General features: G+C 48.5%; 10 protein-coding genes, 1 tRNA gene and 1 pseudogene. 5 read left to right on the top strand and 7 right to left on the bottom strand.

The window, feature by feature from the left end:
- Positions 1 to 117: 117 nt before the first annotated feature.
- The 4 genes from idnR to idnD form a co-directional block, all read right to left on the bottom strand.
- Positions 118 to 1116 carry a DNA-binding transcriptional regulator IdnR gene (idnR, locus tag K8W53_RS20290; protein WP_001244065.1) on the bottom strand — a complete coding sequence of 333 codons (999 nt, stop codon included), beginning with the start codon at positions 1114 to 1116 and terminating at the stop codon, positions 118 to 120.
- Positions 1117 to 1179: 63 nt separating this feature from the next.
- The gene (gene idnT / locus K8W53_RS20285) at positions 1180 to 2499 is read right to left on the bottom strand and encodes a gnt-II system L-idonate transporter (RefSeq protein ID WP_023224636.1); all 1320 of its coding nucleotides are present in this window, start codon (positions 2497 to 2499) and stop codon (positions 1180 to 1182) included.
- Positions 2500 to 2560: 61 nt separating this feature from the next.
- Positions 2561 to 3325, bottom strand: coding sequence for a gluconate 5-dehydrogenase (idnO, locus tag K8W53_RS20280; RefSeq protein WP_000998688.1), 765 nt, complete (start codon positions 3323 to 3325; stop codon positions 2561 to 2563).
- Positions 3326 to 3349: 24 nt separating this feature from the next.
- On the bottom strand, positions 3350 to 4381 hold the full coding sequence (gene idnD, locus K8W53_RS20275) for an L-idonate 5-dehydrogenase (protein ID WP_023224635.1): 1032 nt from the start codon (positions 4379 to 4381) through the stop codon (positions 3350 to 3352).
- Between the two features lie 216 nt (positions 4382 to 4597).
- On the opposite strand from idnD, the gene idnK reads away from it, so the two are divergent.
- Entirely contained in the window at positions 4598 to 5128 is a 531-nt protein-coding gene (idnK, locus tag K8W53_RS20270; protein WP_052939501.1) for a gluconokinase, read from the top strand.
- A 27-nt stretch (positions 5129 to 5155) separates the two neighbouring features.
- On the opposite strand, the gene ahr is transcribed toward idnK, so the two are convergent.
- Positions 5156 to 6175: an NADPH-dependent aldehyde reductase Ahr gene (gene ahr / locus K8W53_RS20265; protein WP_000152557.1), complete on the bottom strand. Its 1020-nt coding sequence runs from the start codon at positions 6173 to 6175 to the stop codon at positions 5156 to 5158.
- A gap of 222 nt (positions 6176 to 6397) precedes the next feature.
- Between ahr and K8W53_RS20260 the strand changes: the two genes are divergently transcribed.
- The 4 genes and pseudogenes from K8W53_RS20260 (at position 6398) to K8W53_RS20245 (ending at position 11951) form a co-directional block, all read left to right on the top strand.
- Positions 6398 to 6482: transfer RNA gene (locus K8W53_RS20260), tRNA-Leu, on the top strand.
- A gap of 221 nt (positions 6483 to 6703) precedes the next feature.
- Positions 6704 to 6988, top strand: a pseudogene (locus K8W53_RS20255) (Arm DNA-binding domain-containing protein); the annotation flags it as partial.
- A gap of 361 nt (positions 6989 to 7349) precedes the next feature.
- Positions 7350 to 10865, top strand: coding sequence for an AAA domain-containing protein (locus K8W53_RS20250; RefSeq protein WP_023224633.1), 3516 nt, complete (start codon positions 7350 to 7352; stop codon positions 10863 to 10865).
- A 96-nt stretch (positions 10866 to 10961) separates the two neighbouring features.
- On the top strand, positions 10962 to 11951 hold the full coding sequence (locus K8W53_RS20245; RefSeq protein ID WP_077944497.1) for a restriction endonuclease: 990 nt from the start codon (positions 10962 to 10964) through the stop codon (positions 11949 to 11951).
- Positions 11952 to 12011: 60 nt separating this feature from the next.
- Here the strand turns inward: K8W53_RS20245 and K8W53_RS20240 are convergent, their stop codons facing one another.
- Both K8W53_RS20240 and brxL read right to left on the bottom strand, forming a co-directional pair.
- Entirely contained in the window at positions 12012 to 13361 is a 1350-nt protein-coding gene (locus K8W53_RS20240; RefSeq protein WP_023224631.1) for a phospholipase D-like domain-containing protein, read from the bottom strand.
- 122 nt (positions 13362 to 13483) lie between these two features.
- A complete protein-coding gene (brxL, locus tag K8W53_RS20235) occupies positions 13484 to 15553 on the bottom strand; it encodes a protease Lon-related BREX system protein BrxL (RefSeq protein WP_023224630.1) in 2070 nt (689 codons plus the stop codon).
- Positions 15554 to 15560 lie beyond the last annotated feature (7 nt).

Genomic DNA, 15560 nt, shown 5'->3' with positions numbered 1-15560 from the left:
CGCCATCCGGCAGACCGCCTGGTATTCCTCAAATGATGTAGTGCGTAACCTGACGCGTGGCGCTTTTGGCTACGCGTTAAGCTCAGGCAAGCTGCGGGAAAAAGTAGATCAAAAAATTTATAACGTGCTGCCGTGATAAATCTGATAACCCAAATCAATCGTATTATGGTTGAGATCGTTATTTTTAATTTTGTTGAGCAACATCTGCGCGGCTCTGCGCCCGATCTCAAAACGAGGGGTAATTACGCTGGCGAGGCTCGGTATCATTTGCCTGCCCATCTCCAGACCGTGGAAGCCGGCGATGGAGATCTGCTCCGGTACGGCCAGTTGACGCTCTCGGCACCACAGTAGAGCGCCCATTGCGATATCGTCGTTAGTACAAAAGACGCCATCCACGTCCGGGTGCGCAGTAAGCGCATCACGCATTAGCTGTATCCCCAGATGGATAGAGGAGATAGCGCGGGGATTGATACGCAACGGTGCCAGCCCCCGGCGCGTCATCGCATCGCAGTAGCCGTGATAACGCTGCTCATCACGGATATCGTCTTTTGAACCCAGATAGAGAATTTTCCGCCGCTGGCGTTTATCCAGCATGGTGCTGACCATATCAAAGGCGGCCTGACGGTTATCAAACCCCACCTCCATATCTAAGCGATCGCCCTGGATATCCATGAGTTCTACAATCGGGAGGGTAGCTGAGCGCAGGAATTTGACGGTTCTGAGGGTATGATATTTTTCTGAAAGAATAATGCCGTCGATATTGTAGGACAATAAATTGATAACGGACTCTTCTTCCGAATCGCGATTGTAATTGTAATTCGCAATGAGAGTTTGGTAGTTATGACCCGACGTTACGGATTCAATCCCGGCAAGAATGTCGGCAAACAACTGATTCTGAAAAGAGGGGATCAGCACGCCCAGAGTGTAACTTTGCGCGTTTAACAGCATAGCTGGCGCGCGATTTGGTATGTAGTTAATTTCCTCCATGATCTGCGCAATACGCTCGCCGGTTTCCCTGGCGACTTTTTTCGGCGAGCGGATGTAACGGCTCACCGTCATTTTTGTCACGCCAGCAAGCGTAGCGATATCCTGCAAAGAAATTCTGTGATTCCTCATGTTTTCTCCAGTACCGGGGGCGGGAACGTCGCCCCCATGGTTAATTGGGCTGCGGATGATGAATTAATGCAGAACCGCATTCAGCGCCAGTACGCCCAGCAACCCCATGACAGAAATCAATGTTTCCATAACGGTCCAGGTGCGTAGGGTTTCCCCGACGCTAAGATTAAAATACCCTTTAAACAGCCAAAAACCGGGATCGTTAACATGTGATGCAATAACGCTTCCCGCGCCTGTCGCCAGTACCATTAACGCCGGATCGGCGTGGGTTACGTTAATAATCGGCAATACGACGCCCGCTGTGGTTATCGCGGCCACGGTCGCGGAACCTAACGCAATACGCAGCACGGCGGCTACCGTCCAGCACATTAATAACGGAGATAGCGAGGTGCCGGTCATTAATTGCGAGATATATTGACCCACGCCGCTATCCACCAGCACTTGCTTAAACGCGCCGCCGCCCGCGATGATAAAAACAATCATCGCAATAGCGCCAATGGACTCGCCGACGATATCCATCACCTGCTCAACCGTACGTCCGTTGCGTCGGCCCAGCGTAAAAATGGCGATGATAATGGCAATAAACAACGCCACTGCTGGATTACCAATAAATTCGAAGAAAACCCGCACGGCATTCTTTTTTGGCAGCGTGATTTCACATACCGCTGCGATGGCCATCAGAATGACCGGGATCACGGCGGCAAAAATACTGTTCCAGAATGACGGCATCTCCTCTTCACTGAATAGGTGAGGATTAAATAATCCTTCAGGCGGCGCTTTCTCAAAGCGCGCCAGCAATTTTGAAAACAGAGGGCCGGCAACAATCACGGTCGGTATGGTAATGATTAACCCATACAGCAGGGTCGTACCGAGATTTGCCTCAAAAATTGTCGCAATAGCGGTAGGGCCGGGATGCGGCGGCAGGAAGCAGTGCGTAACGGATAAGGCGGCGACCATTGGAACCCCGACATACAGCAATGGCAGTCCCGATGAGGCCACAATCGTAAAAACGAGCGGCAACAGCAGTACGAATCCGACTTCAAAAAACATTGCCAGGCCGACGATAAGCCCGGTGATCACCAGCGCCCATTGCACGCGTTTTTTGCCGAACGTATTAATGAGCGTCGTCGCAATGCGCTGCGCGGCGCCGGTATCGGAAATTAATCTTCCCAGCATCGCGCCAAAACCGAGGATCATGGCGAGTCCGCCCAGAGTACCGCCAATTCCGTTTTGTATGGAGTGCAGGACGTCTTGTGCGCCCATCCCTTCGGCAAATCCCACCACGGCGGCAACCAGAACAAGGGCGATAAAGCCGTTAACTTTAAAGCCAATCATTAAGACCAACAGCAGCGCAACGCCTGCCGCAATAATTATTAATGGCATATTCGTCTCTCTTATTAGCGCCAAAATAGCAGCGCTTACGCGCTGCGTCGTATTTCCCTGGTCAGACGGCAACCAGCATACCGCCATCGACAAACAGCAGATGTCCGTTAACAAAGTCGGAGGCTTTTGACGAGAGAAACACCGCTGCGCCAATAAGCTCCTGGGGATCGCCCCAGCGTGCGGCAGGCGTACGTTTGCATAGCCAGGAGGTGAAGGCTTCATCTTCAACCAGCGCTTTGGTCATCTCCGTTTTGAAGTATCCCGGCGCAATACCGTTGACCTGGATATTATGACGCGCCAGCTCCACGCACATGCCGCGAGTCAGCATCTTCACGGCACCCTTCGACGCGGCGTATGGCGTAATCGTGTCGCGGCCCAGCTCGCTTTGCATCGAACAGATGTTGATCACTTTTCCTGCCTGCCGCGCCACCATACGGCGCGTAACGGCCTGAGAGACGAGAAAAACCGCGGTCTGATTTACGGCGATGACGTCATTCCACTCCTGTTCGGGAAACTCAGTAAACGGATGACGGCGCTGGATACCGGCGTTATTTATCAGGACGTCAATGACGCCGATATCTTTTTCGATATGTTCAACCGCAGCTTCAATATCCTGTTTATGAGTGACATTAAAGGGAGCGGCAATAGCCTTTATCCCTTCCTGCTGAAGTTTCGTCACGGCTGTTTCGGCGCGCTCCGGGGTAATATCGTTAACAATAATGCGCGCGCCATAGCGACCAAGACCGGTCGCCAGCAAATAACCAATTCCCTGAGCGGCTCCGGTGATAAGGATATTTTTACCTGCCAGTGAAAAAAGATCGTTCATGATAGTGTCCCTTATTTTACTTTCTCAGAAAACGAGCTGAACTTTTGCCGCCTGTGTTTTGTCTCCGGCAAAGATCAGCGCCGCTTCCAGGTCGGTAAATGGATATTCCGCGCTCAGTAACGGCAGCGGATTGATAACGCGGTTGGCAAGCCAGGAAACCGCAGTATTAAATTCGGTAGTAAAGCGGAAAGAGCCTTTCAGCGAGATCTCTTTGCTTATTACCATCATCATTGGGAAGTTGGGAACTGCGCCGCCCATGCCAACCTGCACCATCACGCCTTTTGCCCGTGTGACTTCCAGACACGTTGAGATAGAGGAAGGATGCCCAGAGACTTCAAAACTGATATCGAAATACCCTTTTTCTGCTTTCCAGCCATCAAGAGAGTCATGCTGTGGGTTCACCAGCGTATCCGCGCCCATCTGCCGGGCCAGCGAGAGAGAACGGGCGCTGATATCGGCACATACCACTTCCGCCGCGCCCAGCGTTTTTACCGCGCTAACAATCAGGCAGCCAATAGGGCCAACGCCGGAGATAAAGACGCGTTTGCCCTGCAGATCGCCCGCCTCATGAGCCGCATGAATGGCAACCGCCAGCGGTTCGGCAAAGGCCATGGCTTTTTCGTCCGCCTGTTCCGGCCAGGGAATGCACTGAGCGGTATCGACAGCTTTAAATCGGGTAAAACCGCCATCGACATGCGGAAAATACATGGCGCTGCCAAAGAAACGCATTTCAGTACAGTGGTTTTCTTCATGCTGCAGACAGTATTTGCAATGACCGCAAGGCTTCGATGGATTAATCGCTACCGGTTGTCCTTCACGTAATAAATCTGAGTCGCTATGAACGATTTTGCCAATCACTTCATGCCCTAAAATCATTGGCGCTTTTACTGTAAAATTGCCGACTTTGCCTTCCTGATAATAATGTAAGTCAGACCCACAAATGCCGCCACGGGTAATTTGTACGAGTGCTCCTTTCTTATTCCATTCAATATTTTGTTCCGTAACGGCAACAGCACGCTTACCCGCAACAACGCAGGATTGAGTTTTTACTTCCATAAATTCCTCACTGGTCAGGTAGTTACCCTGAACGCATTTAAGCGGTTTTATTTGTCATTATTTGTGACTTATGTCACGCTGGAAAATTGTTACACTACAATGTTACGCATAACGTGATGTGCCTTAGAGTTCTTCTCTATGGAAATTAAAAAACGTGAAATTGTCGAACGTAGAGGCGTAATATTGTGGAGTGGAATATGACTCAGAGGTATTTAAATGGCCGGCGAAAGCTATATTTTAATGGGTGTTTCAGGTAGTGGTAAATCTTTAATAGGCAGCAAAATTGCAACATTATTTTCTGCGAAGTTTATTGACGGCGATGATCTCCATCCGGCGAAAAACATTGATAAAATGTCTCAGGGAATACCGTTAACTGATGAAGACCGCTTACCCTGGCTGGAACGATTAAATGACGCTTCATACAGTCTTTATAAAAAAAATGAGATGGGATTTATTGTCTGCTCGTCATTAAAAAAACAGTACCGCGATATTTTACGTAAGAGCAGCCCTAACGTACATTTCCTGTGGCTGGATGGCGATTACGCCACCATTCTGCAGCGAATGCAGCGTCGTGCCGGGCATTTTATGCCGCCAGACCTGCTGCAAAGTCAGTTTGACGCGCTGGAGCGACCCTGTGCCGATGAACATGATATTGCGCGTATCGATGTTAATCATGACATCGAGCACGTGACGGAGCAGTGCCGACTGGCTGTACAGGCTTTTCGTCAGGCACTCAGCGCTTCCTGATCATTGTCAAAGCGCTGAGTCAGGCGGTCAGAAGTCAGCTTTTAGCACTACACGATAGCGGGCTTTGCCGTCGCGAACGTGCTGGATAGCCTCGTTGATTTGTGACATTGCGAACAGTTCCGTGGTGGGCGCGACTTTGCTGCGTCCGGCGAATTTCATCAGTTTGCGAAGTTCATATGGCGTTCCGGTTGCCGAGCCTGAGATACTGCGATCGCCGGCAATTAATGTAAACGCCGGTACGGGCAGCGGCTTCAATACCGCCCCAACGGTATGGAAGTTGCCGCCATAGGTCAGCGCTTCGAAGTAGGGCTGCCAGTCGAGATCGACGTTGACCGTGTTAATAATGAGATCGAACTGGCCCGCCAGTGCTTTTAACGCTTCCGGATCGCGGCTGTTCACCACGTTATTGGCCCCCATCGCCAGCACTTCCTGCTCTTTCGATGGATTTGAGCTGAACGCGGTGACTTCGCAGCCCATTGCATGTAACAGCTTTATGGCGATATGCCCCAGCCCGCCGATACCGATGACGCCAACGCGGCTGGTAGCAGTAATATGGTGCATCAATAGCGGTTTAAAGACCGTAATGCCGCCACATAACAGCGGGCCTGCGGACGCCATATCTATATTCTCCGGAAGAGGAATTACCCACTGCCAGCCCGCGCGAAGCTTCTCGGCAAAACCGCCACGATTGAGGATAGTGGGCACTGCGCCTTCCAGGCAGTTAATTTGATTGCCGCTGATACAGGCATCGCAGTGTCCGCAGCTGCGCGCCGTCCAGCCGATTCCAACGCGCTGGCCGACTTTTAGCCCCTTATCCTGTGCCGCGCTGCCGAGCGCGGCCACCCGACCAATGACCTCATGTCCGGCAACCAGAGGGTATTGAGAGAACCCCCATTCATTGTCGATCATCGACAGATCGGAATGGCAGATCCCGCAGTAGTCGACCCGTACCTCGACATCTTCCGGTTGGAGTTCTCCCGCGTCATATTCGTAGAGTTCGAGCTCGCCGCCCGCCTCTTTGGCGGCGTAGCTTTTTATTATCGTCATTGTGTTTCCCTTAATGTGGTGTTGAACTGAAAAGTGTAGAGCATGGAGGCAAGGGACGCCCGGCGTTAATCTGCTGGAGAAGGCGGGAAGTAGCCTGATTATTCTATTTAATACTCAACGCTGCTGAAATTTTCAGCACTTAGCGAAACAGGTGTATGCTCGTGCTTGCATGGCGGCGTATGACAGGTATAATCCACAACGTTTTCCGCATACCTCTTCAGTGCCGAAGTGGCGAAATCGGTAGACGCAGTTGATTCAAAATCAACCGTAGAAATACGTGCCGGTTCGAGTCCGGCCTTCGGCACCAAGTGATGCAATAATTAGCTACCTAAGGGTGGCTTTTTTTGTGTCCATTTTCTTCCAAATTCGTCCATATCCGTCTGTAATTAAAAGATAATTTATTTCTCGGTGATAACCATTTTTATTTTGTGGTCTTTCCGTGTTGGTCATTTTTCATCCATTGACATCCACGCGATTTGGGGGCAAAAAAAGGGGGCAAACCCGGTTCGATAGAGGAGTGACCCCCAAATGGCGCTTACAGATCTCGCAATCCGGCATGCCAGGCCGCTTGGCAAGGCATACAGGCTCTCTGACTGTCACGGTCTTTACATTCAGGTGAACCCCAGCGGATCTAAGCTGTGGTATCTGAAATTTCGCTTTGGAAACAAAGAGAACCGTATGGCATTAGGCCCTTATCCGCTTATTTCTCTGGCACTGGCAAGGGAGAAGCAAGCGGATATAAGAAGGCTTATTCTAGAAGGCGTTAATCCGGCGGAAAAACGCAGAGAGGAAAAGCGGGGTGGAGAGCCCCTTTATACGTTCGAGTCCGTGGCGCGCGAATGGGTCTCCAGGAACATAATCTGGTCGGCGGAACATTCGACAGCGTTATTTTCTGAGCTTACAGGTTCCAATATTGCACTGAACGCTATCCAGTCGGGCTCACGGGCTTCTGGAGCGAGCTGCGCAGCCGATAATCCTCTACTGCTTCAGTTATAACGCTATTATGTGACATGCAGCATGATATGGTCGTTTTCTGAACTCCGTATAACCTGAGTATTTTTATCGAAGCGTGAACAAAACATTGCAGCCAGCCTTTCAACGTGGACAATAGTTATCCATACGGTGATTTTATATTCGATAAATCAATGGGTTTCATTGAAACATAGGACTGGTAATGGATGACAATGCTTTAGGGTTTGCCTCATACTGGCGCAATTCGCTGGCAGATGCTGAGTCAGGAAAGGGCAGTTTTGAACGCAAAGATGCCAAAAATTTCACTCACTGGCATGGGATAGCGGCGGGACGTCTTGACGAAACGATCGTCGGTAAATTTTTTGAGGGAGAAAAAGACGACGTCGAAACAGTCGATGTCATCTTGCGGCCAAAGGTTTATTTCCGGTTACTGCAGCGTGGAAAGGACCATTCCGCTGGTGCGCCTGATATTGTTACCCCGATAGTGACGCCAGCCCTATTGAGCCGTGAAGGTTTTTTATATCCGACGCCAGCGACCTCCATTCCCAGAGACCTGCTTGAACCTTTGCCAAAAGGGGCATTTTCAATTGGTGAGATTGGGCAGTATGATAAATATAAAACGACACATACCTCATTCTCTATCAACTTTGATGACAGCGTTGATAAGACCGCCGAAACAGATGAAGAACGAGAAGCACGATATGCAGCCTGGCAGCAGGATTGGCGTCAATATCTGGATGATTCAGAGAAGCTACTGAAGAACGTTGTCGGCGACTGGATTAAAAAACCCGAGCAATATGAACTCGCTGAGCACGGTTATATTGTTAAAACGGCGCAATCTGGCGGCGCCAGTTTCCATATCCTTTCACTTTATGATCACCTGCTTGTTTGCAAAAAGGATGTGCCGCTCTTCAATCGTTTCGCCTCGCGAGAGGTTCATGCTGCAGAGTCATTACTTCCTCCGGAAGCAAAATTCAGCGACAGGCTTGGACACTCCGGGGATAAGTTTCCACTGGCAAAGGCTCAGCGCGATGCCTTAAGCCATTTTCTGGATGCGAGGCATGGCGATATCCTTGCCGTTAATGGTCCCCCGGGGACCGGAAAAACCACGCTGGTGCTTTCTATCATCGCCACGCAGTGGGCCCGAGCGGCTCTCGAAAAATCTGAGCCTCCGGTTATTATCGCGACTTCAACGAATAACCAGGCTGTAACTAACATTATCGAGGCGTTCGGGAAAGATTTTTCCCAGGGCACTGGTGCAATGGCCGGACGATGGTTGCCAGAGCTGAAAAGCTTCGGCGCTTATTTTCCCTCAAGCACTCGTAAAGCCGAGGCCGCCAAAAAATATCAAACTGAAGATTTCTTCAACCAGGTTGAGTCAAAAGAGTATGTAGAGGATGCACTGCTGTTTTATCTGGAGAAAGCTAAGGCAGCCTTTCCTGAAAAAGAGTGTTCATCCCCTGAAAAGGTTATTGAACTCCTGCATGGTCAGTTGGCAGCAAAATCCGAACAACTGGTAAGGCTGAACGCTGTATGGCAAACGTTAAGCCAGGTTCGGGCAACGCGAGAGCTTATTGATAACGACATTGAGCAATATCTCGATAATTTAAATAAATTACTCTCCGGGCAAGAACAAAAAGTTACTCAACTAAAAAGTGCTAAAGCGGAATGGAAAAAATATCGGGCCAGTGAATCACTGATCTATCCATTATTTTCCTGGCTACCAGTGGTTCGCAATAAGCGGCAGTTCCAAATACAACTGTTTCTCGAAGATAAATTAGGTGCGCTGATTGCGGGAAATCAATGGTCGGATCCTGAAACCATCGAACGTAATATCGATAGGTTGCTTAATTCCGCCGAGCGCGAGCAAACAACCTACCGGCAGCAGATTGACTCCGCGCATGAAATCGTTCTTAAAGAACAGCAGGCGGCTCAGGAATGGCAGAGGCTGGCACTTGATTTAGGGCATGAGGGCGACGAGGAACTGAGCTTCTCACAGGCAGATGAGCTGGCTGATACGCAGATTCGCTTCCCTGCATTCTTACTGGCGACCCACTACTGGGAAGGTCGTTGGTTGATGGATATGGCCAGCATTGATGATCTGCAGAAAGAAAAGGGCAAGAAAGGTGCTAAAGGGGTAACAGCTCGCTGGCAACGCCGAATGAAACTTACCCCATGCGTGGTCATGACCTGCTATATGCTGCCCGGCAATATACAGATAAGTGAACATAAAGGACAACGTAAATTCGAGAAAAGTTATTTATATGATTTTGCCGATTTACTCATTGTCGATGAAGCCGGGCAGGTGCTTCCTGAAGTGGCTGCTGCCTCGTTTGCCTTAGCTAAAAAGGCATTAGTGATTGGTGATACGGAACAGATCCCGCCAATATGGAGTATTACTCCTGCTATTGATATAGGTAACATGCTGGCGGAAAAAATTCTGTCAGGCAGTACGCAAGAAGAGATTACTGAGAAATATACGGCAATCGCAGAGCTTGGTAAAAGCGCCGCATCTGGCAGCGTCATGAAAATAGCGCAGTGTGCTTCACGCTATCAATATGATCCCGAACTGGCACGTGGCATGTACTTATATGAACACCGCCGGTGCTTCGATAATATTATTGGATACTGCAATACGCTTTGCTATCACGGTAAGTTGTTGCCTAAAAGAGGATGTGAAGAGAGCAATTTAATGCCCGCCATGGGTTATCTCCATATTGATGGTAAAGGAGAACTGGCAAGTAGCGGAAGCCGATATAATTTGCTGGAGGCTGAAACGATAGCGGCCTGGCTGACAGATAACCAGCAAAATATTGAAGCGCATTACGGAAAATCGCTTCATGAAGTTGTCGGTATCGTGACGCCTTTTAGTGCGCAGGTATCGACCATCAAACAGGCGCTGGATAAACAAGGCATCAGCGCAGGCGCGAATGAAAAGTCGCTTACAGTAGGCACCGTGCATTCTCTTCAGGGCGCTGAAAGAGCGATTGTTATATTCTCGCCAGTCTATTCAAAGCATGAAGACGGCGTGTTTATTGATAGCGATAACAGCATGCTGAACGTTGCTGTCTCCCGTGCGAAGGACAGTTTCCTGGTCTTCGGCGATATGGACCTGTTTGAGATCCAGCCAGCCTCATCTCCGCGAGGATTACTGGCAAAATATCTCTTTGAGTCAGAGAAAAATGCGCTCTCTTTTGATTATAAAGAGCGTAAGGATTTAAAAACTTCCGAGACCAAAATCTACACACTCCATGGTGTGGAGCAGCATGATAATTTCCTGAATCAGACGTTTGAAAATACCGGTAAACACATCACGATAGTTTCTCCATGGCTGACCTGGCAAAAACTGGAGCAAACCGGTTTTCTTGATTCTATGATTGCGGCGTGTTCACGTGGTATTAACGTCACGATTGTCACTGACAGAAGCTACAACACTGAACATAATGATTTTGAGAGGCGAAAAGAGAAGCAGCAGAACCTCAAAGCGGCGCTGGAGAAACTGAACGCCCTTGGTATTGCGACAAAACTGGTCAATCGTGTTCATAGCAAAATTGTTATTGGGGATGAGGGTTTGCTGTGCGTGGGATCGTTCAACTGGTTTAGTGCGACACGTGAAGCGCGATATGAACGATACGATACATCGATGGTTTATTGCGGTGATAACCTGAAAGGCGAAATTGAGGCTATTTATAGTAGCCTTGAGAGGCGTCAGGTTTAGGTCAGGAATGTGATTAGCCATCTTAACAGTGTTTCCCCAGGCTAAGATGGCTGTGAGGCATTTTCAGAAGGAATTATTGTGGCGACTAAAATGTGGATGATCCGCGGTGATGGCGGAAAATTGTACGATGACTTCAGGGACAAACAGGTTGTTGCAATCGGCTGGTCGCAGCTCGCTCCCTATGTGAAACCGGGATGCTCAAGAGAGCAGTTGTTTACCCGGTATCAGGAGCTTGAGCCACAGACTAAGCCAGGCACAGTTCGTTCCGGTGCTTCCCAGGTCTGGCGCTTTGTGAATGAAATGCAGAAAGGCGACTGGGCTATTACTTATTCACCTTCTAATCGGACCTATTTAATAGGGAAAATCGCCTCAGATTTTGAGTTCCATTCCGAGTGGCTTGAAGATGGCATGGGCATCGCCCGTAAGGTGAAGTGGAACGCGGAAGAGATTAAGCGCGATAGTCTGAGCGATGCAACCAGAAACACCCTTGGCTCAACGCTGACGGTTTTTCAGGTGCCTGATTTTGCCGTGAATGAATTAGTGCAGGGCAAAAAGCCTGTCTCAGATGTCGTGCCGGAAGTACCTGTTTCAGGTGGAGAGGATGAGGTCGTTTCTAATCCTCTGCGTGACATGGAAATGATCGCTTTTGAAGGCATCAAAGATCGTATCAACCGTCTCGACTGGGATGAGATGCAAAATCTGGTCGCAGGCGTGTTACGTAGTATGGGATATAAAACTCAGGTATCGCCTGCTGGTGCTGACCGTGGGAAAGATATTATTGCTTCGCCTGACGGCTTTGGGTTCGAAAATCCGCGCATTATTGTTGAAGTGAAGCACCGGCGGGAACAGATGAACAGCCAGCAAATTCGTAGCTTTATCGGTGGCCGTCATAAAGACGATCGCGGGCTGTATGTCAGCACAGGTGGATTCAGCAAGGATGCACGCTATGAGGCCGATCGTTCTACAATCCCGTTGACGCTATGGACGCTTGACGATTTGGTCCGCGCGTTAGTGGAAAACTATGAGCAAGTGGATATTGAAACTAAACTGTTGGTTCCGCTTAAGAAAACGTACTTGCCTGCATGAATTTTTGACGCCTGTTTTTGTATAAACAGGCGTTGCTGTAGATTGGTGTGAAAGATGGTACTAAATATTCACTCGAACTGGATAGCCTAATGCGCGTAAGGCCTTATTGGTTCTGCCATTTCTGGGAGGAGTATCATCGGGTCTGGCCCATCCAACAACTTCTGCGATAGAGTTAATACCATAATGCTGAAATTTGTATTCATCGTCTTTTCCAGCTTGGTAGATTCTTTCCCACATCAATGAGGCCTTTCCACCATAGAGGACGTAATTGAGTAATTCAGCAATAGTCATGCCTTTTTGATTAGTTTTACCCATGATCCATTCTGTGAATAAAACAGCACGTTTTTCCTTGTTTAAAGATGTGTTAGCAGAATGCCCAAATATATCAGCACTCATTTTTATCACATGGTCCATCGTTGCATGTGTATAGGAGAATATTTTATGGAGATTATCCTCAGTCAATAGAACAATATTATTTTTTGATAAATGATCACGGATATATGGTGCATAGACCTCAAGGTGAATATCTTCATTAGATAAAGGTATTGATAGGTCTTTCCACCAGGAGAGCATACTCATCAGCGCTGCCTGTGGATTTTTACTATTTGTACGATGATAATCTTCAAAAGGATAAGTGTTATCCTTCTGATGAACTATATTATAATAATAGGCATGTAGGAACTGATCGGTTTGCCAAAATTCTGGAGTGTCTTCTGATATCCATACAGGTCTGTAATCATTAATCTGGTCTGAGATATTCTTAATGATTGAAAACGTGCTTTCCCATTCTTTATGGAAACTCTCTTTTCTTTTATCTTTAGTTTTTTTGTTATCAATAAAGCTCACTCCACCCCATTCAGGTATTTTTCGCTTTCTGATAACTTGTCGTTCTTTTTTCTCTAACTCGAGTTTTGATTTTAATAGCTGCCTTTGTTCGTCAATAATATCTTCACTAAGATCAACACAACAGTCAAGAGACGCTAAGTTTTCGAAAAACTCTTCTAGTTGTCCAATTAGATTAGAATTGTATAAATCACTTTCAGTGAAGAAAATACCAGTCTCTATATTTGTATGCCATGCGCGATCGGTTAAATTAGCCGATCCAATATATGCACCATAACCCTTCCACCAGATGACCTTGCTGTGAAGGCAATCCGGAACAAGTTTGCAGAAGATATTGTTTTTTGTATTGGCAAGAAATTTTGTCAGAAGTGAAGGCGATACAGGGACAGTATGATCGTACCGCATCCAGATATCCAGGCGATGATGATTTTTCAGACAGTGGTCAAGAAGCGTGGTTTTATCATCTCCATAGGCTATTGCCGCAACGACACCATCAATTTCGCTATCTGATGGAGGTAGAAAAGAAGTAAAAAACTGCTTATTCAATCCATTTGCAATTAGTTTCATTATTATCTAACCGTACATCATTCCAGATGAAAAGGGAGATTGACGAATATAGTCCAAAAAAATTAACAAAAAAAGGCTGGCAGGTTATTTAACCGAGGAGTGTGACTCACCCCTCGATATATTCAGTTTACTCCCAACGCCTTATAAACCGCATCTACAGGTTCAGAGTAAAAACTGACCTGGAATTTGGTAAACAACTCGGCTGGCACTGTCGGGATATCTACCGCGGAAGACATCGGCAAAAGGACCTTTTTTGCGCCGCTGTCGAAAGCAAGTTGTAAGCTAGCCGCCAGATCCTGAACCGGGTTGATCACTCCACCGAGCGTCATGCTACCTAACACAACCATTTGTTCCTGAACAGGTTTCGCCAGTAATACGGAACACAGCGCAATCAGCGCGGCAAGACTGGTCGCAGTGCTTGGTCCAGTATTGTGCAATTCGACTACGTGCAGGTGGTACTCATGTTCAGAAAATTTTGCTGTTGCGCTAACGCGGCTGAGGTTGCCTTTGAAATAGTCAAATCCAACCCGGATGGCTTCCTTAGCCGAGGTGCTTGATCCCAGACCGGAAACGCTATGCTTACCATTGCCTGGGGTCATCTGAGTTTCGAAGCGATACAGACCCGTCATGCCACTTTCCGCTTGCGTCACTAAATGCACTACGCCTGGCTTTGGCATGCCAACAGGAATTAATTCGCTGCCGCCCTGTTCCGGCACGCTGACGAAGAATTCTTCCAGCGTCTCATTATCGATGTAACTAAAATTCACATCGAAGAACTCCAGTCCGCCCAGCTTTTTAAGCTGTTCTTTGACTCGACGGCGGGCTTCCATGGCGTAGGTCAGGCAAACCCGGACGTCCTCTTTGCTGTAAGAACCATTGGGGTGAAGAAGTTTCAATAGACCAGAAACCGTGCGCCTTACCGCGATAACGTCGCGCTGGTTGAGGTTATTACCCAGCTTGTAGAACTTATCGATTGCGTCGGAGAAGCTGCGCTTACGCATTTCCCGCATGTATTCGGCGAGATAATCTGTAATAAGGCCGTAGCGGTTGGTAAAGAATTCCGGGCGCATTTTCGGGATTTCCCAGCCGGGGATATAGGCATGGAAGCGGTCGAAAAACGCCGTATCGATCATCGCGGCAGGGAAGGGGGCTAACAGATGGCTGGTTTTGACTAGCGTCTCAACGCTTTGGTTAATGTTGCCGACGAACACCATCGATGCTTTGCCTTCAATCGAATCTCTTCCGCGGGAAAACGAGCCAGACGCCATGTAATCCTTCATGATTTGCACGCCGTCTTTGTCTTTGAAAGTGATCCCCGCCACTTCATCAAACGCGACGACATCCCACATGCCAACCAGGCCAATCTGGCGGCTGGCCATGTTGTAAAACAGGTTGGCTACCGTGGTTTGCCCGCCGGAAACTAACAGTGAGTTTGGCGAACATTCTTTATAGACATGGCTTTTACCGGTGCCGCGTGGACCCAGTTCGCAGACGTTATAGTTGTTTTCCACGAAAGGGATCATGCGGGTGATCAGGTGCCACTTGGTTCGCTGCTCAATGTTAGCAGGTTCCATACCCACGGAGCGCAGCAGAACATCAATCCACTGGTCGCGGTTGAAGTGCGTACGCGCGGTAAATATCTCTTCCATGTCCATATTGGGCATCTGGATAGGTTTAAGCGTCATCAGAGAGAAGGGCGACGTTTTTTGTCCTTCCTCAAAGAAGTAGTTCACGGTGATCATGCACCAGATGCCGCCGGTCAACAGCTTCTCGTTGTCCTTGACCATTTGCGGCGGCACCAGTGCATCTTTAATGCCGAGGTTGGAAAGCTGGGCTTCGTAAACGTCTTTCTTCTGATTGAGCTTTACCGACACTTTATCGATGATCTTGTAGGATCCTCGCTCACGAATGAGCGATTTCACCTTCTCTGCTTCATCCGGGCGGACGTAGTTATCAGCCAGAATACGCTTAACCGACTGTAGCCCCTGCTCGACAACCTCACCGTCATCGGAGGCACAGTACATACCGAGTAGATATTCCAGTACGTAAACTGGAACATTAGCCCCTTCTTTAAGTTGCTTAGTCAGATCCTTACGCACCACGCGACCGCGAAAATGCTGATTCAACAATGAATCCAGGTCCTGAGCCAACGCAGAGGCCGCTTCCATGTTAATGGCTGAGTTATCCTGCATAACGCCT

Origin of the sequence: Salmonella sp. A29-2, assembly GCF_020150755.1 — a bacterium.
GTDB classification, from domain to species: domain Bacteria; phylum Pseudomonadota; class Gammaproteobacteria; order Enterobacterales; family Enterobacteriaceae; genus Salmonella; species Salmonella enterica.
This window is presented reverse-complemented; position numbering and strand designations above follow the sequence as displayed.